This window comes from Mesorhizobium sp. M0518 (assembly GCF_040321125.1).
GTDB lineage: Bacteria > Pseudomonadota > Alphaproteobacteria > Rhizobiales > Rhizobiaceae > Mesorhizobium.
In genome coordinates this window covers 328240-352853 of the sequence record NZ_JAMYQY010000003.1, presented here as the reverse complement: position 1 = coordinate 352853, position 24614 = coordinate 328240, and the positions used below count along the sequence as shown (strand labels likewise).

The following is a 24614-nucleotide window of genomic DNA, read 5'->3' as shown; positions in this document are numbered from 1 at the left end:
ATGGCATCAGAGCGACGTGCGTCTACTTGGACGCACAAAGTACGCTCTGTCAGTTTTGAATCTGCAATCGCAAGGGGACAAGCGATGCCGGAACATGTGACCGCTGCCATTGACGATGGATTTGACCAGAATGCGCGCGATGCGGTCTATCGCGCCATGTTCACGCGGCGCGACGTGCGCAGCCATTTCCTGCCCACCGCGATCGATGACGACGTGCTGGCGCGGCTGCTGCTTGCCGCCCATCACGCGCCGTCGGTCGGCTTCATGCAGCCATGGAATTTCATTGTCATTCGCGACGTCAAACGACGGGCGGAGGTGCGCGACCTGTTCCTGGCCGCGCGCGAGCAGGAACTGCCGGCGATCGAGGCGGAAAAACAGGCGCTGTATCGCAAGCTCAAGCTGGAAGGCATCTGCGAGAGCGCGCTCAACATCTGTATCACCTGCGACCGGCAGCGCTCGAAGGGTTCGCCGCTGGGACGCTGGCACAATCCGGAGATGGATCTCTACAGCACGGTCTGCGCGGTGCAGAATTTCTGGCTGGCCGCGCGTGCCGAGGGCGTTGGCGTCGGCTGGGTGAGCATCATCGATGCTGAGGCGCTGAAGCGGCTGTTGGCCATTCCGGACCACGTAACGCCGATCGCCTATCTCTGCGTCGGCCGTGTTTCCGAGTTCGCTCCCAAACCGGACCTTGAAACGCATGGCTGGGGACGGCGGCTGCCGCTGCCGGAGCTGATCATGAGCGAGACCTTTTCCGGGCAAGGCGAGACACAGCTCAAATCCACCGTGGCGCGCCTCAACACCGTTCCTGCCTCACCAGACATCACCCGCCCAGCGGATCAGGGTGTGGCGCCGGCCGTACCCCAGCGCGAACCGCCGAAGGAGGCCAGCGCCTTGTCCTTGAGCTCTCTGAACTTCGACGACGCCTCGGCCAGCCGGGCGTCCCAGGCGGGATCCGGCACCTGGCCCGCAATGGTCTTGAAATAGACCTGCATCAAGCAGGCGATGGCGAAGGGTTCAATGAACGCCGCCTTGAATGCCCAGGCGAAGACGATGGCGAGCACAAAAGCCCAGCCGGCGAGCTGACCAGGCATCAGGAACAGAATTGCGCCAGCAGGCGCCAGCATCATCAGAAAGATGATGAATGACACGCCCCACATGATGACCGCCAGCCAGACGGCGTTCTTGACCATGACCTTGCCGTTCTGGGCATACAGCACGACGCCTTGGCGCGCAGTCTCGAACGGCGAGGCTGAATTGATGCGGATGTTGTAGCCGAGGATGATCTCGTCCACATAGGTCAGCGACAGGCGGATCACGGTGTTGATGAAGGAGACCAGGCCGCTCAGGCCCGGTATCGGCAGGAAGGCGGCGATACCGCCGAGCAGGCCGGTGATGGCGCGGATGGCACCCTTGACGAGTTGGTCGACGACGAAAAGGGTGTTGGCCTCGGCAAAACGCTGGGTCACGATATCCCTGGCGTAGGCGATCTGGTCCTGACCGCCGGGAATGTCGCGGCCGTCGATCAGATGAACCATGACGGCGATGTGGCCGGCCTTGACGATGTAGAGGATGTATTCGCGGATCCAGTAGACCGCGATCGAGACGATGCCAAACCCGACCACGCCGCCCCACAGGGCAAAGGACATGGGCCCGTCGGGATCAGTGGAGATATGGCCGACGCCATAGCCGACAGAGGCACCGGTGCCGGTCGCCATGATGTAGGCCAGCGTGATGCCGAAATAGACGATCATGCGAAAAACGATGAACGGCCAGGTCCGCATCATGATGGACACCGACCGGCCGATCTCAAAATCCCACATGTGCCCCGAATCTCCGCCTCAGAGATGGTGGAAGAGGATGGACTCAACCCGGCGATTGTCAATTGCCGGCCCTGACGCCAAAGGGCGACGAATTCGGGGTAACGGGTTGGTTCGGAGCCCGCCAGCGCGTTGGCTGACGGAGCATCAAACGAAAAACCCGCCTGTGCGGCGGGTCACTGGCGCAAATCAGCACCATGGATGAATATATACCTTAGCTGAGGGCACGGTGTCAAGAAAAAATTCCTATCGTGAACAGCTGCCGGCACGAAAGCTCCGGTGAGAACTTCAATTCGACTGCGGATCCGGCTTCCTGAGCAGGCCTTCGAGCAGTTGCTTGAACGCCGTCACCACCTTCTTCGACGTCGTTTCGGGGTCGTTCGAATTGGCGATCCGTTGCGCTGCCTGGCTGCTCGCTCCGATGATCAGTCGCGAGGCGGTCTCGGGGTCGAGGCTGGAGACAACGACCCCCTCCTCCTGCAGCGCGGTCAGATGGTCGGTCATTGAAGCGATGCACGCACTGGCATTCGGCCATTGCGCTGGATCCCCCAGCACGGCCGGGCCATCGCGGAACATGATGCGCTGGATTTCCGGCTCCAGCGCCATCTCGATATAGGTCGAGCACTCGTCGACGAAATGTTGCCAGCGGGTCGGTGCTCTCGACGCGACCTCATTGATGCGCGCCGCCATCTCGCCGTCAATCTGGGCTATGACCGCCTGCAACAGCCCCTTCTTGTCGCCGAAATGATGATAGAGCGCACCGCGCGTCAGCCCGGCCGAAGCGGTGAAATCATCCATCGAGGCTTCCGCATAGCCTGTTGTGCCGAAGGCATGACGGGCCGCCGCAATAAGCTTTGCGCGCGTCTCGGCGATCATCTCCTTGCGGGGTTTGTGCATGTGTCCTGGACCTATTCACATACGCTTCGTATGCTAATTGACATACGCGGCGTATGCTCTATCTAATAATCATACGCTCCGTATGTAATTGTCCAATCGTCCTTTGTCGAGGAACCAACCGATGCAAAATCCCTATGCGGAAATCTTTCGTGCCCCCGGCGCCAAGGGCTTTGCGGCCGCCGGCTTCCTAGCGCGCCTGCCGATCGCCATGGCGCCCATCGGCATCGTGGCGATGCTGTCGCAGGCGCGCGGCGAATACTGGCTGGCTGGAGCCGTCTCGGCGACATACGCGCTGGCCAACGCCTTCGTCGCGCCGCAAATATCGAGACTGGTGGACCGCCTGGGCCAGACACGAATCGTCGTGCCCACCACTATCATCGCGGTGCTGGCTTTCGCCGTCCTCATAGCGGCGGCCAACCAGGACTGGCCGGTGTGGACGCTGTTCGTGTCGGCACTCCTGGCCGCCGCCATGCCAAGCATACCTGCGATGGTGCGGGCGCGCTGGACAGAGATTTTCCGAGGACGACCGCAGATGAACACCGCATTCGCCTTCGAGTCCGTGGCCGATGAACTGGTCTATATCGCCGGGGCATCGTTATCGGTCGGCCTGAGTGCCGCCCTATTCCCGGAAGCCGGCGTTCTGGTGAGCACATTATTTCTCGCATTCGGATCAGCGGCCTTCATCCTGCAACGCTCGACCGAGCCCCAGGTGCGGCCGGTCGACCATAACTCAAGCGGCTCGGCGATCCGCCTGCGGCCGGTTCAGATCATCACGCTTGCCCTGATCTTCGTCGGCGCAACCTTCGCGACGACGGAAGTGACCACCGTGGCGATCACGAAGGAGCTTGGCCAACCCGGCGCCGCCAGCCTTGTCATCGGCGTTTATGCGCTGGGATCGTTCGTGCTCGGCATCATCGTCGGCGCGCTCAGCCTGAAGGCGCCGCTGCAACGCCAGCTCGCCATCGCAGTCGCCCTCGTCGCGCTCGGCACGCTGTTGCCGCTCGCCGCCGACACCGTGCCGCTGCTGGCGCTGACCGTGTTCATCAGCGGTGTGGCGATCTCGCCGACCTTCATCACGGCCTTCGGCCTGATCGAGCGGCATGTGCCGGAAGCGATGCTGACCGAAGGCATCACCTGGGTCATGACCGGCATCGGCATCGGCATGGCGCTGGGCTCGTTCGCGGCCGGCGCGGTGGTGGATGCGTTCGGTGCACCGAACGGGTTCTGGGTGTCGGTGGCTTCAGGCACGATCGCGCTGGCCACGGTGCTGCTTGGCCAACGCAGCCTTGCCACGACTGAGTGCGAGATGGACGGATGTGAAGCGGCCGCGATTGCCGCGGAATAATCAGATAGCGCCCGGTTTCGAGCCGGGCGCTAGCTGCCTAGAGGATCTCGGTCTTGGCGATGTGGATGCCAAAACCTTCGAGGCCGACATAGTGGCGTTCGCGCGAGGCGATCAGGTTGATCGAGGAGATGCCGAGATCCTTGAGGATCTGCGCGCCGAGCCCGATCTCGCGCCACTCGTTTTCGCGGCGGCGAGCCTCTTCGTGATCCTCGCGGTCGCCGCTGGCCGGCCGTTTGCGTTCCTGATGCGCAACGCCGACGGAGCCTTCTCTGAGATAGACGATGACGCCGCGCCTGCGCTCACCCATCGCCTTCATGATGGCGTCGAGCCGGTGGCTGGTGCCGAAGACATCGGTCACCACATCCTCGGAATGCAGACGCACCGGGACCTCCTCGCCGTCGCGGATGTCGCCGAAGACTATCGCGACGTGATGCATGGAGTCCCACGGCAGCGTGTAGGTGAAGACCTGTGCCTTGCCGCCGAGCGTGTCGATTTCCGAGCACGCGACGCGTTCGACCAGAGTTTCCTTGCGCTGCCGGTAGGCAATGAGGTCGGCGACCGAAACCTGCTTCAGCCCATGCTCCTGGGCGAAAGCCTGCACCTGCGGGCCGCGCTTGACGGTGCCGTCATCATTGACCAGCTCGGAAATGACGCCGACCGGCGGCAGGCCGGCGAGCTTGCACAGATCGACCGCTGCTTCGGTATGACCGGAGCGCATCAGCACGCCGCCTTCGCGCGCAATCAAAGGGAAGATGTGGCCGGGCCGGACGAAATCCGAGCCGCCGACATTGCCGTTGGCAAGATTGCGAACGGTCAAAGTGCGATCTTCGGCCGAGATGCCCGTGGTGGTGCCATGCTTGAAATCGACGCTGACGGTGAAAGCCGTGGTGTGGGCGGAATCGTTGTCGGCGACCATCGGCGCAAGGTTAAGCCGCTTGGCTTCTTCGCGCGGCATCGGCGTGCAGACGATGCCGGACGTGTGGCGAACGATGAACGCCATTTTTTCGGGCGTGCAGTGGACGGCGGCGACGATCAGGTCGCCCTCGTTCTCGCGCCCGTCATCATCCATGACGACGACGATCTCGCCGCGTTCGAAAGCACGCAGGGCTTCGACGATTTTTTTCTGGTCGTAAGGCATGGGTACTCGCTTCGCTCGCAGGGGAATAAGGGAGTAGGGCAGTACGGGAGTAGGGAAAAGCAAAAAGATTTGGCCGGCCGGACTAAGAGCGCAACATATTGCCCTATTCCCCTATTCCCCTCCCCGTCTGTCCCCGATGCCGCAGATAGTGGTCGGCGATCGCACAGGCAACCATTGCTTCGCCGATCGGCACGGCGCGGATGCCGACGCATGGATCGTGGCGGCCCTTGGTCATGATCTCGACGTCCTTGCCGTCCTTGTCGATCGACTTTCGCGGCGTCAGGATCGACGAGGTCGGCTTGACGGCGAAACGGGCGACGATCGCCTGGCCGGTCGAGATGCCGCCGAGGATGCCGCCGGCATTGTTGGACAGGAACACCGGCTTGCCGTCATTGCCGATGCGCATCTCGTCGGCATTCTGTTCACCGGTGATGCGGGCGGCCTCGAAGCCGTTGCCGATCTCGACGCCCTTGACGGCGTTGATCGACATCAAGCCGGAGGCGATGTCTTGGTCAAGCTTGGCATAGATCGGCGCGCCGAGGCCTGGCGGAACGCCGTCGGCGACGATTTCGATCACCGCACCGACCGAGGAGCCCGCCTTGCGGATGCCGTCGAGATATCTGGTGAAGACAGGAACGGACGCCGGATCGGGGGTGAAGAACGGATTTTCGGCATCGCCGATGAAATTCCAGTTCCAGTTGGCGCGGTCGATGGATTTTTCGCCCATCGACACCAGCGCGCCGCGCACCACCACGCCCGGAACCACCTTGCGCGCCAAGGCACCGGCCGCCACCCTGGCTGCCGTCTCGCGGGCCGAGGAGCGGCCGCCGCCGCGATAATCGCGCACGCCGTATTTCACGTCATAAGTGTAGTCGGCATGGCCCGGCCGGTATTGGCGGGCGATCTCGCCATAATCCTTTGAACGCTGGTCGACATTCTCGATCAGCATCGACACCGGCGTGCCGGTGGTGATCATCGTCTCGCCGTCCTCGTCGAAAATGAAGCCAGACAGCACCTTCACTTCATCTGGTTCGCGACGCTGCGTCACGAAACGTGATTGCCCCGGCCGGCGCTTGTCGAGTTCGACCTGGATATCGTCGCGCGTAAAGCGGATGCCAGGCGGGCAGCCGTCGACCACGCAGCCGAGGGCGGCGCCATGGCTTTCCCCCCAGGTGGTGACGCGGAAAAGGTGGCCGAACGTGTTGTGAGACATGGAAAGTGCCCTGCCCGGCAGCGGAGCCGGCTGAAGCCTGCCTTCTATTGGCGTTTTTCGCAGTGGTCAAACTGTCATCCCAGCCGTTTAAGTTTTGACACATTCGGCTGGTTTCTGCTTTCTTCGATCCGCCGTTGAGTATCCGCCGCCGCCGTGCCGGTGCAATGATAAAGAGGAACGATTATGCGTACCCTGATTGGCGCCGTTGCCGCCACGCTGCTGCTTTCCACCGCCGCTTTCGCCGGCCAGACCGAAGGCCTGATCAAGAAGATCGACAAGGACACGGCGACGCTGACGCTGGATGACGGCAAGTCCTACAAGCTGACCGCCGAGACCGATCTCGACGCGCTGAAGCCGGGCATGGACATCGTCATCGCCTACGATGTAACCAATGGTGAAAACATCGTCACCGACATGGAACTGCCGGACAGCTCTGCCAACTAGAGCTTCCAGTAAAAATCGGGCGGTGGCTCGCCCTCAGAGGTGGGCTTACAGCCATTCCAGGCTCTTGCCTTCAAGCTTGAGCAGACGATCCTGCGGTATCTCCAGGTTCGCCGCCTCGGCCTCGGCAATGCCCAGCACAAAGCGAAACAGGGTCCGCATGACGCCGCCATGAGTCACGCAGATCGACTGGCGGTCGATCGCGTCGAAGCATGGCCTCACCCGTTCGAGCAGCATCTGATAGCTCTCGGCGCCTTCGCCGGGGGGCTGAAAGTTCCACTTGTCCAGAGCCCGCGTCATGCTCGCTCCGGGATACCGTGTCTCGAGTTCGGGAAAGGTAAATCCCTGCCAGTCGCCGAAATTGACCTCGACGAGGCGCGGATCGGTTCGATAGGCACCCGGATCGAGCTTCATCGCAGCGCGAATACGCTGCATCGTTTCGCGCGTCCGTTTCATCGGACTGGCGAGGAAATCGAATTCCCAGGGATTTGGGACCAACGCGGCTAGCCGAAGCCCGTTTCCGGTCGCCTGCTCGCGGCCAAGAGCGTTGAGATCGGTGTCGGCCTGCCCCTGAAGCCGCATTTCGGCGTTCCACGCGGTCTGGCCGTGGCGCGCGATATAAACCAGCGGGTACATCAGGTCTTCCGGTGCGGGATCGGGACGGACGACGGTTGGCCGGGTGTTAGTCCTTGACCGTCGAAATATCAGGCGCGTCGACCGCCTTCATGCCGACGACGTGGTAGCCCGAATCGACGTGATGCACTTCACCGGTGACGCCGCGCGACAGGTCGGACAGGAAATAGACGCCGGAATCGCCGACTTCCTCCTGCGTCACCGTCTGCTTCAGCGGCGAATTGTACTCGTTCCACTTCAGGATGTAGCGGAAATCGCCGATGCCAGAGGCCGCAAGCGTCTTGATCGGGCCGGCCGAAATGGCGTTGACGCGGATCTTCTTGGCGCCGAGGTCGACCGCCAGGTAGCGCACGCTGGCCTCGAGCGCCGCCTTGGCGACACCCATGACGTTGTAGTGCGGCATGACCTTTTCGGCACCGTAGTAGGTCAGCGTCAGCAACGAGCCGCCATTGGTCATCAGCGCCTCGGCGCGCTTCGCAATGGTGGTGAAGGAATAGACCGAAATGTCCATGGTGCGCAGGAAATTGTCGCGCGTCGTCTCGACATAACGGCCGGTCAGCTCGTCCTTGTCGGAGAAGGCGATGGCATGGACGAGGAAATCAAGCTTGCCCCAATGTTTGGCGACATTGGCGAAAACCTCGTCCAGGCTCGCCGGATCGGTGACGTCGCAATGGCCGGCGACAAAGGCACCCAGTTCCGCCGCCAGTGGCTCGACGCGCTTCTTGAACGCCTCGCCCTGATAGGTCAGCGCGATCTCGGCGCCATGGTCGACGCACGACTTGGCGATGCCATAGGCAATCGACCTGTTGTTGGCGACGCCAAGAATGAGGCCGCGCTTGCCGGCCATTAGGCCCTGTCCACCCGCCATGTCAGCGCTCTCCGCAAGATTTCAGCTTTGTGGGTTGCCCTATCGCACAGGCACAGAGCCCCTTCAAGCGCTCAAACCGGACAGTTCAGGGACAAAAGCCGCCGATCAGCCTTTTTGGCTGCGCAACAGCGCTTCGAGCGCGCTATCACCGCCTTCCGGCAGCATGATACGCACGTGGGCATAGAGATCGCCGTGACCGCCGGCCTTTTCCGGCAGGCCCCTGCCCTTCAGCCGCAGGACCTTGTCGGAGCTCGACCAGGCAGGAATGTTGACCGCAAGCCTGCCGGTCGGCGTCTCGACCGGCACCTTGGCGCCGAGCACCGCATCCGCCAGCGCCACCGGCAGATCGGCGTGCAGGTCGCGGCCCTCGATGCGGTAGCGTGGATGGCGGCGCAGATGGATCTTGACCAGCGCGTCGCCTGGCTGGCCCGGCCCCTGCTCGCCTTGGCCTTTGAGGCGGATGGTCTGGCCATCCTCGACATAGGCCGGCAGCTTGACCGCCACCTTGCGGCCGTCGGGGAACATCGCCGTCACCTTTTCGGCGGTCGCCGCTTCCTCGATGGTGACGTCGAGCGTCACGTTCAGATCGGCTGCTGTCGCCTGCTGGCGGCGATCGCCCGTTCCGGGACCGCGCGCGCCCGAAAAAGTGTCGCCAAAAATCTGGCTGAAGATGTCGCTGTTGCCGTCGAACGGATCGCCACCCGGTCGGCCAGAGCGGAATTCGAACCGCGAACCGCCCGGACCTTGCTGCCGGCGGAAGCCGCCGAAGGGATCGCCGCCACCGGCAGCGCCCTCAAAGCCTTGGAATCGCGGCTTGCCGTCGGCGTCGATTTCGCCGCGATCGAAAGCGGCGCGATTCTTTTCGTCGCCGACGATCTCATAGGCCTGGTTGGCCGCGGCAAAACGGTCCTTCGCCTTGGGATCATTCGGGTTCTGATCCGGATGATGCTTCTTGGCGAGTTTCCGGTACGCCGACTTTATGTCCTTGGCCGATGCGTTCCTGGCAACGCCCAGCACCTCATAGGGGTCGCGCATGCTTACTGCCCTGGAGTAGAGTTGAGTCTCTGGTTGCCTCCTATATGCGCTCGCATAGGAAGAAATTCCAGTGCTGGAGCAGCATATCAGACGCGGAAAATCAGAGTGCCTTGAAGTCCTGCATGCGCCAGCCACCGGCGCTGGCCAGGCACAGTTCGCCTTCGAACATGGCAACGCCGTCAAAGCTTTCGCGCGAGGCCTTGAAGCGGCGGCAGGTCTGGCCGTTGTCCTTCAATTCCGCCAGATCGGTGATGGAACCGCGCGAGCCGGTATCGGCATTGGCCCATGGGACGGCCTGCCCGCCGAGCTGCTCAATGTCGGCCGAGGAGACTGCATTGCCGATCGTCGTCTGGTCGGAGTCGCGATCCAAATTGGCCGGCGCGGCCGAGGCCGACGTGCTGCTGGTCAGAATCGAGCGGTCGACTTCGGCTTTTTCCAGGCTGAAGCCGCCGGCGCCACACGCGGCAAGCGGCAAGGCGACCGCCACGATCGCGGCTTTCGCGCTGGCCGAAGCGATAACGCTCCATTGCCTGCTGTCAAAAGCTTGCGCGATACGCGACAATCGGCAGCCTCCCCCTTGCTTCGTTAAGAATCTTGGTTTTGTAAGAATCTTGGCTTCGTGACAATTTGAGAAAAACTATGAGTGACACTGAGTTAACAAGCGGTGACTTTACCGAGGCTGCCGAGCCGTTTCGCCTCTTTGCCGCATGGCTGGACGACGCAACGAAAAGCGAGCCGAACGACCCCAACGGCGTGGCTCTGGCGACCGTCGATGCCGACGGCATGCCGGATGTGCGTATGGTGTTGCTCAAGGGATTCGATGAAGGCGGGTTTGTCTTCTACACGAATTTCGAGAGCGCCAAGGGCCAGGAGATTCTTGGCAGCATGAAGGCGGCGATGTGTTTCCATTGGAAGTCGCTGCGCCGCCAGGTGCGCATTCGCGGACCGGTGGAGATCGTCAGCGACGCCGAAGCCGACGCCTATTACGCGACGCGGCCGCGCGGCAGCCGCATCGGCGCCTGGGCCTCGAAACAGTCGCGACCGCTGGAAAGCCGCTTTGCGCTGGAAAAGGCGGTGGCAGAATACACGGCACGCTACCCGGTCGGCGAGATCCCGCGGCCAAAGCACTGGTCCGGCTTCCGAATCGTGCCCAGCACCATTGAGTTCTGGCACGACAGGCCGTTCCGGCTGCACGACCGGCTCGTTTTTACGCGCAGTGCGAAGGACGGCTGGGACAAGACACGGCTTTATCCCTGAGGCTCAGGCCTTCTTTCTCGTCATGAACGCGGTGAGCGCAGCGCGGGCCTCATCGGACTTCAGCCGCTCGCGAAAATGCTCGCTTTCCTCGCCGATGCGGGCGACGAGGTCGTCTCGCGAGCCACGCATCAGGTCGCGCGCGATCTTCAGCGCCTGCGGCGGCTTGGCCGCGATCTGCCCGGCCGCCGCCAGCACCGAGGCCTCCAGCGCTGCTTCCTCGACCACCTCGTAGATCAGGCCGGCGGCCTTCGCCCGTTCAGCCGAAAAGCCTTCGCCGAGGCCGAGCAGCGCGAAGGCACCCTGCTGCCCGAGGATGCGCGGTGCCAGCAGGCTCGATCCCGCCTCAGGCACCAGGCCAAGGTCGACGAAAGGCGTCCTGAACACGGTGCGTGGCGTGGCGAAGGTCAGGTCGCAATGCAAATTGAGCGTGGTGCCGATGCCGACCGCGATGCCATCGACGCCGGAGACCATGGGTTTTTCGACCTTGGCCAGGGCCATCAGGAAATCCCAGACTTCGGTGCCGCCGTCGCCGCCGGTGGCGACGACCATGAAGTCGGCAAGGTCGTTGCCGGAGGAGAAAGCGCCGGGCACGCCGAGAAAGACGTGGGCGCGGATCGCCGGGTCGGCGTCGCCTTCGGCCAGGGTTTTTGACATTTTCGCATACATGGCGCGCGTCAGCGCATTCTTTTTGTCCGGCCGGTTCATGCGGATAATCTGGATGGCGCCCTGGCGCTCGACGAGGATATGGTCTGTCACGGTGTTTTCCTTGTGAAACGTCAGGCGGAGACGAGCGTCTTGCCGGCAGCGGCGAGGCTTTCGGCGCCATCGATGACGCGCGCCCTCAAGGCGCTGACCTCGCCGAGCAGGTTTTCGGCAAAGAAACGGCAAAGCGCTATGCGGTTGTGATCGGCAAGAGCACCGCGCGCCAGATAGGCGCCGCCGGCGGCAAGCGAGATCAGCCTGAGATAGGGCGTGGCGCCTGCCAGCGCCTCTTCCGACCGGCCATCGGCCGTCAGTTTTTGCAGGAAGCGGGTCGCTTCGCTGAGATCGCCAAGTGCCGCGTCGAGAGCGTCGGCGGTGCGGCCGAAACCCTGCATGTTCGAGGTCCGCACCGCTGCGGCCATACCAGCCAGTTCGGCGATGTAACCATGCACATGGTCGCCACCGCCGAGCGGCAGCTTGCGCATCACCAGATCGATCGCCTGGATACCGTTGGTGCCCTCGTAGATCGGCGCGATGCGCGCGTCACGATAGAAGGCGGCCGCTCCCGTCTCCTCGATGAAACCCATGCCGCCATGAACCTGGAGGCCGAGTGAGGCAACTTCGACGCCGATATCGGTCGAGAACGCCTTTGCCAGGGGCGTCAGCAGATTGGCACGGTCGCGCCAGTGTGCCGCCTCGTCACCGGCGGAGACTCGGGCCATGTCGATGGCGTGGGCACAGGAATAGCTGATGGCGCGTGCGGTTTGGGTCAGCGCCTTCATGGTCAGCAGGTTACGCTGGACATCGGGGTGATGGACGATAGGCGCCATACCCGTGCCAGTGTAGCTCGTGGCCTTGCCCTGCCGGCGCTCATTGGCATAGGCGATCGCCTTCTGTGTTGCGGCTTCCGCGACCGCTACCCCCTGCATGCCGACACAAAGCCGCGCATTGTTCATCATGGTGAACATGCAGGCTAGCCCCTTGTTCTCCTCGCCGATCAGCCAGCCGACGGCGCCGGGTTCGGCACCTTCGAAGCCGTCGCCATAGATCATGGTGCAGGTCGGTGAGGCATGGATGCCGAGTTTATGCTCAAGTCCGGAACAGAAGACGTCGTTGCGCGCGCCAAGCGCGCCATCGTCGCCGACCAGGAATTTCGGCACCAGGAACAACGATATGCCGCGCGTGCCGGCCGGCGCGTCGGGCAGCCGCGCCAGCACCAGATGGATGATGTTGTCGGTGAAATCGTGCTCGCCATAGGTGATGAAGATTTTTTGGCCGAAGATGCGGTAGCTGCCGTCACCCGCCGGCTCGGCGCGGGCGCGCAAGGCGGCGAGGTCCGAACCGGCTTGCGGCTCGGTCAGGTTCATCGTGCCCATCCAGTCGCCGGAGACGAGCTTTTCGAGATATTTGGCCTTGAGGTCGTCGGAGGCGTGTTTGTCGAGCGCCTCGACCGCGCCCATGGTCAGCGTCGGGCCGATGCCGAAGGCCATGGCGGCGGAGTTCCACATTTCGAGCGCGGCCACGCCGAGCATGGTCGGCAGCGCCTGGCCGCCATATTCCGCAGGCCCGGAGAGCGCGTTCCAGCCGCCATCGATCCAGCGGCGATAGAGTTCCTTCCAGCCGGGCGGCGTGGTGACGGCGGCGCCCTTCAGCACCGCACCCTGCCGATCGCCGATCGTGTAGAGCGGTGCGACCTCTTCGGTGGCGAAACGGCCGGCCTCACCCAGAACGGCATCGACCAGATCCTCGCCGAGATCGCCGAAGGTGCCGGCATCGAGCGCCGATTTCATGCCGGCCACGTGCTTGAGCGTGAAGGCGATATCCTCGACCGGTGCCCTAAACATGCCGCTCACTCCTCCTGATGCATCGGCCCGCCCAACCCTAGAGCCGGTGCCGCTGCAAAACCACCCGCCGTATCAGCGGTCTCCCACCTTTCCTCAAAAACGGCAACTAAGGCCCGCGATGCCGGGACTACCAAAACATCGCCGCCCTCGCTAATGGCTCGCCCCTACACTTTCCCCACAGCGCGTCAGCTCGAGCCGGGCGAATGATCGGCGCCTGCCTGATCTCCCCGCGCTACGTCACACAGCGTCAGCACATGGGATCGAGTCGATAGTCGCGACACGAGATCGCTCCAAGGACAAACACGCGCCCATCGCGCTATTGTTCGGCGTTCGCGATGCCCATGCCCGAATGCTTCCTGACGTCGGGCGTGTGGCTCGATCCGACGGCGCCGTTGGCGGGCCGTGCCGCCGTTTCGTGGCGCGAGATCGGTGGCCATGGCGGAGCATCCGCGCCGTACTTGGAGGCGATGCGCCATGATCTGCATCACTGCCTTTATCAATGAGCCGAACGTCCAAGCCATGCGATGAACACAGCGAGAACATGGCTCGCGATCAGGGGGGACTACTTGTGGGTGATCCAATCCAACAAAACTTCGATCTGCTCGCACCGACATGCATTGAAAGCGCCAGAACCTATAAGACTAGCCCTATTTACGATAGCAATTGCTGGTTTCGATCAATGTTGCTTCGCGCACCGCAAAACCTTAAAGACCGATGCGGCAAGGGCTTGTATCGGTTCCTATGATTCGAAAGGGAGTACGGCTCTTATTCCATGGCGCCGTTATCTCGGCGGATAGGTGAGATCGTGACAAAGTCAAAATGGACTGCAACGCGATCATGAGCCCAAAATCTGGCAATGAAATTCGCTCGATATGCATTGTCCAAACAAAATTCCTGGGTGATGTCACGCTGACATCTGCTTTGGTCCGCAATCTACGCCTCGCCTATCCCGACGCTTCGATAACAATGATATGCGCGCCTGGCCTTAAGCAATTCATTGTCGCGCAACAGATTGCCGACGTGGCGGTTGGCTTTGAAACCGGGGGCAGAGGAAGGACTCCGCTTAAGCGATTGACCGACTATTATGCCCTTATTTCTGCTCTGCGGCGTCAAAAATTCGATCTCAGCATCGATCTTACCGATACAAAAACCTCACGGATCATGCACCGTTTGACCGGCGCCCCACTTCGGGTTGGCTTCGATCCTCCCGAGCGTCCGTTTAAGTTCTGGGAAATTCAGATGGCAAACGTCCTCGCGCCGCCGTTCGGCCATGGTGGCTCCCATTATCTCTACAGATACCTGTCTCCATTGGGCGCCCTCGGGTTAGCGATTCAAAACCCAACCCCTCGGCTGCAGCCCACCAAGATTGCCCAAGAGGAGTGTGCCAGGCTTCTTTTCGAAAACGCCTTGGCGAAGAAATCATACGTGGCTGTGCATGCGGGCGCGAGGTCCGAGGGGCGTCGTTGGCCGCCGCAACATTTTGCCGCCGTCATTGATGAGATCTACGCCAAAACCGGGCTGCGGTCTCTGATCATCGGTGGGCCTGACGAAAGGCCCGTTGCGCAAAGCATAATTGAAGCGGCAACATCGCCGGTGGCCACTGTCGTCGGAAAGGCCTCGCTTGAAGTCCTTGTCGCGTTGTTGACAGAAGCGGCAATTTTCCTTGGCAATGACAGCGGCCCGATGCACGTTGCAGCCTCTGTTGAAACTCCGGCGGTGGGATTGTTCGGTCTGCAGTCTCCTGATCTATGGGGCCCGTTTGGTATCCCCAACAAAACGCTCCGGCCGCCCATGCCTTGTCCATGTATCGCTCCAGGTGTTTGTAAAGAATACAACCCCGGTGGGGTCTATTGTGTTCAGCGGCTTCAGGTTGCTGAAGTCGCAGAAGCGACACTCGATTTCATTGAGACAAGCGGCTCTCGACCGACCCAACTACGATGCGCGTAATTACCTAGCATTGATCCGCGACGTCATCGAACTGACGTGCCCCTCGATGCCGTTCGATCACCCACGCGATGCGAGATCGTTTCTTCGGCCGTCTCGTAGCTCACGTCCGTCTCGTCGCCAAGATACTCGTGCAAGCTCGACCTGAACCCATGAACGGTCACGTCGCCGGGCGTCAGATGCAGGATGCCGGTCCTGACAGTGCTTGGCTTCGCGCCTCGCGAGCCGCTAGGAAGATGTACGCCGCATCCCGATACGGAGGCAAGCTGCTCCCGGAGGATGGTCATGGCGCGCACATTTTTTGTAAGCCTCAAATTTGTCACGCGGATTTTGCAATCGGGGCGGCGCGTATTAAGTTCAAGCCATGCCGGATCGACCGGCGTGAGATCAGAACCAGCAACCGGAATCGCCCATGCTTGCCAGACCCGACGCTTACCGCTGCATCGAATGCGGCCTGCCCTATCGAGCGGAGGGGTTCTGTTACCATGGGGGCAGACTGGACCACGGTGCCGCCTACTGGTCGGATCGCGGCATATTGTGCTCCCCGCAATGCTCTCTGGCCCATCACCGCAAACGCGCCGCCGAAGGCACGCTGCGGCAAGAGCCCGCGCCCGATCCGTTTGGATTCTAGCCGCTGATGCGACGCCAGCTTTTCTGAAGCCGGCCTCCCGGAAGCAAATCCTTAACCATGACGGTTCAGGATTTGCCTTTGATCAACGGGGACTCCCTGTTTTGAAAAGGACGGCGTGCCTTCTTCGCCGCACAGCGCTTCTCGCCTTGGCGGCGACGATGGCGCTGTCCATGGCGGCAAAGGCCTCGGATTTTTCCGAGCCGTGGAAGAACGCCGACCGCGCTTTGGTCGTCGATGCCTACGAATACAATTCCATCGATTGGGCCCAGCTCGCCACCGACAAGCGGGTCGTCGGCTTCATCAACAAAGCCTCCGACGGCATGCCGCCGGCCTATTTCTGCTTGGGCAACGACATCGAGGTGAAGCTTTGCAAGGCGCTGTGGAAACGTCATGCGGTGACGCGCGAACTGTTCCAGACGCGCAGGGTGGTGGCCAAGGCACTCGGCCTGAAATGGGGCGCCTATCACCTTGCCCGCCCCGGCAATCCGGTCGAGCAGGCCAACAATTTCCTCGATTTCGCCGGGCCTGCGCCGGACGATCTCATGGCTCTCGACATTGAGGGCAATGATCCCTCGCAATGGATGTCGCTTGACGACGCCGAGGAGTTCGTACGCCAGGTGCATCGCCGCATCGGCCGTTTCCCGGTGCTGTACACCAACGGCAGGACCGCCCAGTACATTGCCGACAACAGCTACCGATACCGGCTCCTGTCGCGGCTGCCGCTCTGGTATGCGCGCTACACCAACGACATCGACGTGCATTTCCCGATGGGCAACTGGCAAGGCTACGCACTTTGGCAGTTTTCGGCGCAAGCCAATTGCGGCCGTTTCCGCTGCCCTTACAGGGTTGCCGGCACGCCTAACGACATAGACGTCAATGTCGCGCCGACAGACGCCGCCACGCTGCGCGCGCAATGGCCGTTCGGTGGGCTTATCGACGTGCCGCCGGACTATCTCGCCTCGATACCGCTTCCGGTCTCACGCGAGGCCGGCCTCGCCGGCAATGTCACCATCACCTTTGCGTCTGTGGCCGCGCCGCCGACTTTCGAGGACATGGTTGCAGCGTTGGGCACACGCTGGTCCCGTTTCCGCGACGGCTTCCGCATGCCAGTCGTGAAGACGGTGCCCCGGAGACCGAGTTTCGGCATTGTCCAATATGTCGCCTGGAAGCGGACCGAGCGGCGTTCGCCCGCACAACTCGACGCTGCCTTTGCCTTGTCCGATCCGCTCAGCACCGCTTCCACCGAACTCGATCGCGGCCAGCGGTGAGCCAACGCGGAACTTCAGGTTCCCTGTTCGCGCGCCACGGCCTGCCAGCCGATATCGCGGCGGCAGAACCCGTCCGGCCAATCGATGCGGTCAAGCGCGGCATAGGCTCGTTTCTGTGCCTCGCCGACCGTGGCGCCTGATGCCGTCACGTTGAGGACGCGGCCGCCATTGGCAACCAGCGCGCCGCCATTGATGGCGGTACCGGCGTGGAATATCTGGACGCCGTCGCTCGCCGCGTCTTCGACGCCGCGGATGACCGAGCCTTTTTCCGGTGTTCCGGGATAGCCTCTCGCCGCCATCACCACGGTCAAGGCCGCCTCGTCGCGCCAGCGCACCGAAGTATGCGCAAGCTGGCCGTCGGTCGCCGCGTTGAGCAGGACCAGCAGATCGTCCTTCAGCCGCATCATCAGCACCTGGCATTCCGGGTCGCCGAAACGGGTGTTGTATTCGATCAGCCTCGGTCCCTTGTCGGTGATCATCAGCCCGGCAAACAGCACGCCGGAGAACGGCGCGCCAAGTTCGGCCATGCCGCGCATGGTCGGCTCGATGATCTCGCGCATGGTGCGCTCGACCAGTTCCGGCGTCATCACCGGGGCCGGCGAATAGGCGCCCATACCGCCTGTGTTGGGGCCAGTGTCGCCATCGCCGACGCGCTTGTGGTCCTGCGCGGTGCCGAAGGGCAGCGCGGTGTTATCGTCGCAGAGGCAGAAGAAGCTCGCCTCCTCGCCGGTCATGAATTCCTCGACCACAACTTCCGCGCCGGCAGCGCCGAAGGAACCATCGAAGCAGGCATCGAGTGCTGCCTGTGCTTCACTGAGCGTCATGGCGACGGTGACGCCCTTGCCGGCAGCGAGCCCGTCGGCCTTGATGACGATCGGCGCTCCGGTCTTTTCGACATATGCCTTGGCCGAGGCCAGATCACTGAAGCGGCCATAGGCGGCAGTCGGGATGTCGTAGCGGGCACAGAGGTCCTTGGTGAATCCCTTCGAACCTTCCAGCTGTGCGGCAGCCTTGGAGGGACCGAAGACGCGGATATTTTCGGCGCGCAGATCGTCGGCAATGCCGGCGACCAGCGGCCCCTCCGGACCGACCACCACGAGGTCGATTTTTTTCTCCCGGCAGAACGCGGCCACGGCGGCGTGGTCGGCTAAATCCAGCTTCACCAGCTCAGCCTCGCTGCCGATGCCCGGGTTGCCGGGAGCCGCATAGAGCTTTGTCAGCAGCGGTGATGCGGCAATCTTCCAGGCGAGCGCATGTTCGCGGCCGCCGGAGCCGAGAAGAAGAACGTTCATGGCCACCTCTTGATGCTGTCCCTAAAAAAGAACCCGCTATTGCTCTCTGCAGGACGGGTCAAGGCATCAGGGTGTTTAGATCGCGATTGCGCACGGGAACGTTATCCCCCGCCGAAAATGGCGGCGGACACCGCCGCCGATTTTCTGGCGATTCGACTAGGCGGAGAAAACCACCGGAAACCAGTCCTCGCGTAGCCTCTGTCCCGGCTGCATGCCATGGCCATGATAGGGCGGCGAGGTGCGGCCCGGCCGCTCGACATAGCGCGCATCGTCACCGACCCAGCGCAGCGACAGCGCCCGGCGCCGCGCCGCGGTCATATTGCCACGGGCGCCGTGCGCGGTCCTGAAGTCGAACAGGATGGCGTCGCCCGGCTCCATTTCCCATTCGAGCACCTTCATCGACGGATCCTTGTCGGGATCGGGCACCGGCAGATAGTCGCCCTCGCCGGCATAAAAGTTGCTATCGTCGAGCCAGCGCACCGGCAGGATCATCTTGTCCCATTTGTGCGAGCCGGCGATCAGACGCAGCGTCGCTTCCTTCACCGGGTCGATGGGTATCCAGAAGCTCACCGTCTGCCGGCCATCGACGAAATAGTAGGGGATGTCCTGATGCCAGGGCGTCGGCTTCTGCGTGCCGGGCTCCTTGACCAGCACATGATCGTGGAAGAACTGCGCGGTGCGCGACTGCATCACCGCAGCCGCCAGTTCGGCGGCTGGCGAACCCCGCACCAGACTGACGAATTCGGGGATGCGCTCCCAGTTGCAGTAGTCGTCGAAGAAACTGCCGCGGCCGTTGGCGATGTCGGATGCGGTGGCGCTGCGGTTCTGCATGTTGCGTTCGATGCCGGCGGCAATCGTGTCGACCCAGCCCTTGAAGGCGCCGCGAATGCAGACAGCGCCGTCACGCTGATAGTCGGCAATCGTGGACGCACCGATCATGGTGGCGTCGAGGGTGGCAGTCTGGGAAGCCATGGCGTTCTCCTCTTGGAATGAAGCCATTATCGCAATATCAATTCATTCAGTAAAATAATAACTTTCCATCCGACATATAGAGTACTCCTATGAGTGTGACCCTCACGCAGCTGCGCTATCTGGTTGCCGTGGCGCGTCACGGTAGCGTCACCGGCGCGGCAAAGATGCTGAACGTCTCTCAGCCGTCGATTTCGGTGGCGATCGACGCGGTCGAAAAGAATTTCGGCCAGAAGCTGTTCGTCCGCCAGCGCGGAAGCGGCGTGTCGCCGACATCGTTCGGCCGCGCCGTCGTGGCCAAGGCAAGGCAGGTTCTCACCGAAACGGACGAACTCGTCGGCCTGGGTTCAAGCAAATCGGCTGTCAGCGGTGAGTTGGTGCTGGGATGCTTCGAGGATCTGGCGCCTTTCTTCGCGCCGGCTTTGATCCGCGCCTTCTCCGAACGCTATCCGGCCGTCAAAATCGTCGTTCGCGACGAGACGTTCGAGACCCTGGGACGACGGCTGGGTGATGCGGCCATCGATCTCGGCCTGACTTATGATCTCAGCCTGCCGACGCATTTCGCCCGCATCCTGCTGCGCGAACTTCGCCCGCACGCGCTGTTGCCGGCAGGCCATGCCCTGGCGGACCGGCCAATGGTCAGTCTTGCCGATCTGGCCGCCTATCCGCTGATCACGACGGACCAGCCGCACAGCTGGCAGCACATGCTCGACCTGTTTCGCAGCCGCGGCCTTTCGCCAGCGGCCGACATGACGACGAGCTCGTTCGAACTGCAGCGCAGCATGGTCGCCAACGGCTTCGGCGTCGCGGTCAGCTATACCCGCCCGCACGGCGACCGCAGCTATGACGGGCTGCCGCTGATCTGCAAGCCGCTATCCGATCCGCTGCCCATGCAGCGGATCCTGCTCACCTATGACACGCATCAGCGTGTGTCGAATGCAGCGCTGGCCTTCGTCGAGATGGCCAGGGACTGGTTCGCCACCCGCGACATCTTTGCCTTGTGAAAGGCTGACGTGCACCACTCTCCCGCTTGCCGCTTGACGGTTTCTGCCGCTGCTGCCACTCCATGGACATGGAAAACATCCAGTCGAAAGCGGCCCAGGGCCGTGTCGCCGATGCTCCGAACGGCCATTGGGTCTACCGCGTGCTGCCGCGCTCGATATGGCCCTATGCGCAGCTTGCCCGATGGGACAGGCCGATCGGCTGGCAGCTGCTGCTGTGGCCGTGCTGGTGGTCGGCGGCCTTGGCGGCAAGCGCCTATCCGCGTCCCGGCGACCCGCTGCTCTCACTGCTGCCGGCACCAGTGTATCTCGTGCTTTTCCTGGTCGGGGCCATCGCCATGCGTGGCGCCGGCTGCACCTACAACGACCTCGTCGACGAGGACATCGACAGCCAGGTGGAGCGCACGCGCTCGCGACCGCTGCCGTCGGGCAAGGCGACCCGCCGGCGGGCATGGCTGTTTCTCGTCCTGCAGGCTCTGGTCGGCCTCGTCGTGCTCATCCAGTTCAACAGCTTCGCCGTCCTGCTCGGCATCTGCTCACTGGCGGTCATCGCCATCTATCCATTCATGAAGCGGATAACCAACTGGCCGCAACTGGTGCTTGGCCTTGCCTTTTCCTGGGGCGCGCTGATGGGATGGGCGGTCGAGTTCGGCGATCTCGATGGGCCTGCCATCATGCTCTATATCGGCTCGATCCTGTGGGTGATCGGCTACGACACGATCTACGCGCATCAGGACAAGGAAGATGACGCCATCGTCGGCGTGCGCTCGACGGCACGCTTGTTCGGCGACAACACCAAGTCGTGGCTGGCAGGGCTTTATGGTGGCGCGCTGATCTGTTTTGCGATCGCCTTCGCGTCGGCGCAGGCGCCGGTGGTGGCGCTGGCCGGGCTGATTGCCGCCGGCGCCCATATGGCGCGGCAGATCGCGGTTCTGGATATCGACAATCCGGACCAATGCCTGCGACTGTTCAGGTCGAACAACCAGGTCGGCTGGCTGATCTTCCTCGGCCTGATCGGCGGCGCTGTGTGGGTGGCGCTGAAGCCGCTGGTTTAGCGGCTTCCCGTCTCAGCATTCCCAGCGGGATCATGCTCAGTCGCGCGAAATAATCTCCTGGCCGTCGATGACCAGCCTGAGACCGAGGGCGCCCGCTCTGCGGCGAGCGAGGAAACGCGGGCGGCGCGTGTTCGAAATCCGCCCCTTGCGCCTATCCTGCGGCGGCAGCGTCTTGATGGCGGCGCCGAGCGATTCTTCCAGGGTGCGGGCAACGCCGTCCGATTCGATCAGCAGCATCGGCAGACGGTAAGCGTCGGCCCAGGCGCGCCAGTCGGCTGCGACATCGTCGAGATCGTCGGCCACAAGCAGCGGCACCGACAGCATCGGGTCGTTGTGCAGGAGTTCCAGGGTCACCGTGACATTGCCGTCCGGGTCTTCCATGGCGCGGGCGGCAACGCCGCGGAACGCATTGGCGGGCAGAACGATGATTGCGGGCAGGCCGCTCATCTCGAGCAGGCGGCGGATCACGGCGCCGCGCTGGTCGATGGTGAAGGTTACATCGCCGTAGTCGTCGCGAGTCGCGTAGCTCACCACTTGCGGCAGGCGGAATGGGTCGAGACGCATGTTGCGTCCCGCCCAGACTGGCTTCAGTCCGGTGTTCATAGAGTGGCCTTCCTGTCTGTCTCCTGAGAGCCGGTGTCCGGTTCTCTCCGGGCCGGTTTTTCCGGCCTCGTTTGTATGGAGACAGTAGCGCGGGCTCCTTACCGCCCCGCTTAAGAAAGTCGGTTAAATTTTGCTGATCTCAGGGATGGTTATCGGAATCCCACCAGCCACAAGATGTCGAAAGGATCAGATAACCTTACCCGGATTCATGATGCCGGCCGGGTCGAAAGCGGCCTTAACCCTTCGCATCAGATCGATCGCCATCGGCGGCGCGGTGGCGATCAGTTCGTCGCGTTTCAACTGGCCGATGCCGTGCTCGGCCGAGATCGAACCGTGCAGGCTGCGCACCACATCGTGCACCGCCTTGTTCATGGGATGATAGAGAGCGAGGAACGCCTCATCGTCGCCGTCGACGGGCCGCGAAATGTTGTAGTGGAGATTGCCGTCGCCCATATGGCCGAAGCAGACGACGCGGGCACCGGCGCTCACCGACGCCACGGCGCCGGCAGCCTCCGCGATGAAACGCGGAATCGATGCAATAGGCACCGAAATGTCGTGCTTGATCGAGGCGCCCTCCGGCTTCTGCGCCTCGGGCAGCAGCTCGCGGAAATTCCAGAAGGCATCGCCCTGCGTGAGACTCGCGGCAATGACGGCGTCGCCGACGAATTCCTGTTCAAGGCCGGCCGAAAGCACGTCCTCGATCAAGGCTCTCGAATCCTCCGATGAACGACCGGACGAAATCTGCATCAGCACGTACCACGGCCAGTCCTCGATCAGCGGCCGCACCACGCCCTGGGCATGCGCCAGCGTGAAATCATAGGGCCGCTTGCCGATCAGTTCGAAAGCGGTGAGTGCTGCCCCGGCACGGTCCATGGCCAGGCTGAACAGCGAAAGTGCTGCCTCGGGCGACGACAGGCCGACGAAGGCGACTTCGCGCCCCTTCGGCTTCGGGAACAGCTTGAGCACGGCGGCGGTGATGACGCCGAGCGTGCCTTCGGCACCGACGAACAGGTTTTTCAGATCGTAGCCGGTGTTGTCCTTCTTCAGCTTGCGCAGGTCGTCGAACACCTCGCCGGTCGGCAGCACCACCTCGACACCGAGACAGAGTTCGCGCGCATTGCCATAGGCAAGCACTCCGGTGCCGCCGGCATTGGAGGAAAGATTGCCGCCGATCTGGCAGGAGCCTTGCGCGGCCAGCGACAGTGGAAACAGCCGGTCGGCGGCGTCGGCCGCCTCCTGCAGCGTCTGCAGGATGACACCGGCCTCGACTGTCACCGTGTTGGACAAGACATCGATTTCACGGATGCGGTTCAGCCGCGACAGCGACAGGACGATTTCGCGCCCGGACCTGTCCGGCACCTGGGCGCCGACCAGGCCGGTGTTACCGCTTTGCGGCACGATCGGCGTGCCTGTCTCGGTCGCCAGCCGCATGATCCGGCTGACTTCGTCGACGCTGCCCGGCCGCAGCACCAACGATGTCGCGCCGTGCCAGAGCCCGCGCCGTTCAACGAGGTAAGGCGCGATATCCTGCTCTTCACGCAGCGCATATTTGTCGCCGACGATCGCCGTGAAGCGATCGATGAGAGCGGGATCGAGTGTCTCTGTGATTTCGGTCATGGGGAAAAACTATGTTGCGGGTTGTGGGATGTCACGAGGGGCGGCGGCACGCGACAGCCGATCGTTGATCGCTTCGCCGAGCCCGTCGAAGGGAACCGGCTCGACGGCGATGGTCCGCGCGCCGCTGCGGTCAAGCTCCTGCATATAGGCGAACAGATTGCTCGCCGCTTCGCGCAGGTCACCGGTTTCGGACAAATTGAGGAAGGCTTCGGCGCGGCGCCAGCCTTGCGCCCTCTGGCTGCCGAAGCCGAGCAAAGCCTCGCCCTCGCCGACCGTGCCGGCATGGAGCCGCATCGCAGCACCTGGCGCATAGTGCGAGGCAAGCATGCCCGGCGCCTCGATACCGGCGATGCCGCCGCGCAACAGCTCCATGCCGATAGCCGCCTCGATCTCCTCGGCGGCGATGCCGCCGGGCCTCAGCAGCCGCAATCCGTTTCCTTCGGCCTTGACGATGGTCGATTCCAGCCCGACCGGGGTCGCGCCGCCATCGACCACCAGCTTTATCCGCGCACCGAGATCGGCGGCTACCGCTTGCGCGGTCGTTGCGCTGATCCTGCCGGATGAATTGGCGCTGGGCGCTGCAAGCGGGCAGCCGAGCCTGGCGATCAGGTCGCCGCCAAAGCCCCTCGGCATGCGCAAGGCAATCGTATCGAGCCCGGCGGTGACCAGCGGATGGATGCCGTTGCCGGGCCGTTGCGGCAGCACCAGCGTCAGCGGACCTGGCCAGAATGCCAGCGCCAGTTTCCTGGACAGCGGATCGAACAGCGCGAGGCGTTCTGCCATCGCCATGTCTGCGACATGAGCGATCAGCGGGTTGAAGCGCGGCCGCCCCTTGGCCTCGAAAATGCGCGCGACACCGATGCCGTTGGTGGCGTCGCCGGCCAGCCCGTAGACGGTTTCCGTCGGGATGGCGACGACATCGCCTTCCATGAGCAGCGCCAGCGCCCGCTCCAGCGCCTCGCCCGAGGCAAGTATTTCAGCCACTCTCGTCACCTCACAGCTGCGGGGTGCGTAGTACGATGGCGGCCGTTGGGCAAGTCGCTG

At 62.9% G+C, this 24614-nt stretch carries 24 protein-coding genes and 1 pseudogene; 10 read left to right on the top strand and 15 right to left on the bottom strand.

Translation table 11 applies throughout. The features are described from left to right. Window positions 1–714 (top strand): annotated as a pseudogene (gene bluB / locus NKI66_RS06605) (5,6-dimethylbenzimidazole synthase); the annotation flags it as partial. A 122-nt stretch (window positions 715–836) separates the two neighbouring features. On the opposite strand, the gene NKI66_RS06600 reads toward bluB, so the two are convergent. Together NKI66_RS06600 and NKI66_RS06595 are read right to left on the bottom strand one after the other, a co-directional pair. Then, a complete protein-coding gene (locus tag NKI66_RS06600; protein ID WP_023808627.1) occupies window positions 837–1820 on the bottom strand; it encodes a hypothetical protein in 984 nt (327 codons plus the stop codon). A 285-nt stretch (window positions 1821–2105) separates the two neighbouring features. Then, window positions 2106–2714 carry a TetR/AcrR family transcriptional regulator gene (locus tag NKI66_RS06595; RefSeq protein WP_023808628.1) on the bottom strand — a complete coding sequence of 203 codons (609 nt, stop codon included), beginning with the start codon at window positions 2712–2714 and terminating at the stop codon, window positions 2106–2108. Between the two features lie 121 nt (window positions 2715–2835). Between NKI66_RS06595 and NKI66_RS06590 the strand changes: the two genes are divergently transcribed. Continuing rightward, window positions 2836–4059 carry an MFS transporter gene (locus tag NKI66_RS06590; protein ID WP_023808629.1) on the top strand — a complete coding sequence of 408 codons (1224 nt, stop codon included), beginning with the start codon at window positions 2836–2838 and terminating at the stop codon, window positions 4057–4059. 37 nt (window positions 4060–4096) lie between these two features. On the opposite strand, the gene ribB is transcribed toward NKI66_RS06590, so the two are convergent. Both ribB and aroC read right to left on the bottom strand, forming a co-directional pair. Then, window positions 4097–5197 carry a 3,4-dihydroxy-2-butanone-4-phosphate synthase gene (gene ribB / locus NKI66_RS06585; protein ID WP_023808630.1) on the bottom strand — a complete coding sequence of 367 codons (1101 nt, stop codon included), beginning with the start codon at window positions 5195–5197 and terminating at the stop codon, window positions 4097–4099. A gap of 103 nt (window positions 5198–5300) precedes the next feature. Further along, window positions 5301–6410, bottom strand: coding sequence for a chorismate synthase (gene aroC / locus NKI66_RS06580; protein ID WP_023808631.1), 1110 nt, complete (start codon window positions 6408–6410; stop codon window positions 5301–5303). 183 nt (window positions 6411–6593) lie between these two features. On the opposite strand from aroC, the gene NKI66_RS06575 reads away from it, so the two are divergent. Then, a complete protein-coding gene (locus tag NKI66_RS06575) occupies window positions 6594–6854 on the top strand; it encodes a DUF1344 domain-containing protein (protein WP_352751268.1) in 261 nt (86 codons plus the stop codon). 45 nt (window positions 6855–6899) lie between these two features. On the opposite strand, the gene NKI66_RS06570 is transcribed toward NKI66_RS06575, so the two are convergent. The 4 genes from NKI66_RS06570 to NKI66_RS06555 all read right to left on the bottom strand — a co-directional run bounded on the left by NKI66_RS06570 (window position 6900) and on the right by NKI66_RS06555 (window position 9949). Beyond that, the gene (locus tag NKI66_RS06570; RefSeq protein ID WP_023808633.1) at window positions 6900–7487 is read right to left on the bottom strand and encodes a histidine phosphatase family protein; all 588 of its coding nucleotides are present in this window, start codon (window positions 7485–7487) and stop codon (window positions 6900–6902) included. Between the two features lie 46 nt (window positions 7488–7533). Further along, complete coding sequence (gene fabI, locus NKI66_RS06565; protein ID WP_023808634.1) at window positions 7534–8352, bottom strand: enoyl-ACP reductase FabI; 819 nt, start codon at window positions 8350–8352, stop codon at window positions 7534–7536. A 105-nt stretch (window positions 8353–8457) separates the two neighbouring features. Then, complete coding sequence (locus NKI66_RS06560) at window positions 8458–9387, bottom strand: DnaJ C-terminal domain-containing protein (protein ID WP_023808635.1); 930 nt, start codon at window positions 9385–9387, stop codon at window positions 8458–8460. Between the two features lie 100 nt (window positions 9388–9487). Then, the gene (locus NKI66_RS06555) at window positions 9488–9949 is read right to left on the bottom strand and encodes an RT0821/Lpp0805 family surface protein (RefSeq protein WP_023808636.1); all 462 of its coding nucleotides are present in this window, start codon (window positions 9947–9949) and stop codon (window positions 9488–9490) included. Between the two features lie 77 nt (window positions 9950–10026). Between NKI66_RS06555 and pdxH the strand changes: the two genes are divergently transcribed. After that, window positions 10027–10644: a pyridoxamine 5'-phosphate oxidase gene (pdxH, locus tag NKI66_RS06550; protein WP_023808637.1), complete on the top strand. Its 618-nt coding sequence runs from the start codon at window positions 10027–10029 to the stop codon at window positions 10642–10644. Window positions 10645–10647: 3 nt separating this feature from the next. On the opposite strand, the gene NKI66_RS06545 is transcribed toward pdxH, so the two are convergent. Then, entirely contained in the window at window positions 10648–11400 is a 753-nt protein-coding gene (locus NKI66_RS06545; RefSeq protein ID WP_023808638.1) for a crotonase/enoyl-CoA hydratase family protein, read from the bottom strand. Window positions 11401–11420: 20 nt separating this feature from the next. Next, a complete protein-coding gene (locus NKI66_RS06540) occupies window positions 11421–13190 on the bottom strand; it encodes an acyl-CoA dehydrogenase family protein (RefSeq protein WP_352751266.1) in 1770 nt (589 codons plus the stop codon). A 335-nt stretch (window positions 13191–13525) separates the two neighbouring features. On the opposite strand from NKI66_RS06540, the gene NKI66_RS06535 reads away from it, so the two are divergent. The 4 genes from NKI66_RS06535 (at window position 13526) to NKI66_RS06520 (ending at window position 17033) form a co-directional block, all read left to right on the top strand. After that, window positions 13526–13693, top strand: a complete 168-nt coding sequence (locus NKI66_RS06535) for a hypothetical protein (protein ID WP_023808640.1) — start codon at window positions 13526–13528, stop codon at window positions 13691–13693. A gap of 316 nt (window positions 13694–14009) precedes the next feature. Beyond that, the gene (locus NKI66_RS06530) at window positions 14010–15137 is read left to right on the top strand and encodes a glycosyltransferase family 9 protein (protein WP_352722791.1); all 1128 of its coding nucleotides are present in this window, start codon (window positions 14010–14012) and stop codon (window positions 15135–15137) included. Window positions 15138–15546: 409 nt separating this feature from the next. Then, complete coding sequence (locus NKI66_RS06525; protein ID WP_081734729.1) at window positions 15547–15765, top strand: hypothetical protein; 219 nt, start codon at window positions 15547–15549, stop codon at window positions 15763–15765. Window positions 15766–15923: 158 nt separating this feature from the next. Beyond that, entirely contained in the window at window positions 15924–17033 is a 1110-nt protein-coding gene (locus NKI66_RS06520) for a glycoside hydrolase family 25 protein (RefSeq protein WP_032908676.1), read from the top strand. Window positions 17034–17047: 14 nt separating this feature from the next. Here NKI66_RS06520 and purD read toward each other — a convergent pair whose 3' ends face one another. Together purD and NKI66_RS06510 are read right to left on the bottom strand one after the other, a co-directional pair. Next, complete coding sequence (gene purD / locus NKI66_RS06515; protein WP_023808644.1) at window positions 17048–18325, bottom strand: phosphoribosylamine--glycine ligase; 1278 nt, start codon at window positions 18323–18325, stop codon at window positions 17048–17050. Between the two features lie 156 nt (window positions 18326–18481). Then, window positions 18482–19297, bottom strand: coding sequence for a phytanoyl-CoA dioxygenase family protein (locus tag NKI66_RS06510; protein ID WP_023808645.1), 816 nt, complete (start codon window positions 19295–19297; stop codon window positions 18482–18484). 89 nt (window positions 19298–19386) lie between these two features. On the opposite strand from NKI66_RS06510, the gene NKI66_RS06505 reads away from it, so the two are divergent. Together NKI66_RS06505 and ubiA are read left to right on the top strand one after the other, a co-directional pair. Next, entirely contained in the window at window positions 19387–20298 is a 912-nt protein-coding gene (locus NKI66_RS06505; RefSeq protein WP_023808646.1) for a LysR family transcriptional regulator, read from the top strand. Between the two features lie 68 nt (window positions 20299–20366). Further along, complete coding sequence (gene ubiA / locus NKI66_RS06500; protein ID WP_023808647.1) at window positions 20367–21350, top strand: 4-hydroxybenzoate octaprenyltransferase; 984 nt, start codon at window positions 20367–20369, stop codon at window positions 21348–21350. Between the two features lie 36 nt (window positions 21351–21386). Here ubiA and NKI66_RS06495 read toward each other — a convergent pair whose 3' ends face one another. From NKI66_RS06495 to NKI66_RS06485, 3 genes are all read right to left on the bottom strand, one after another. Then, complete coding sequence (locus tag NKI66_RS06495) at window positions 21387–21953, bottom strand: DUF6101 family protein (protein ID WP_023808648.1); 567 nt, start codon at window positions 21951–21953, stop codon at window positions 21387–21389. 186 nt (window positions 21954–22139) lie between these two features. Beyond that, entirely contained in the window at window positions 22140–23570 is a 1431-nt protein-coding gene (locus NKI66_RS06490; protein WP_023808649.1) for an FAD-binding oxidoreductase, read from the bottom strand. Between the two features lie 9 nt (window positions 23571–23579). Then, window positions 23580–24554, bottom strand: a complete 975-nt coding sequence (locus NKI66_RS06485) for an L-threonylcarbamoyladenylate synthase (RefSeq protein WP_023808650.1) — start codon at window positions 24552–24554, stop codon at window positions 23580–23582. Window positions 24555–24614: the final 60 nt, after the last annotated feature.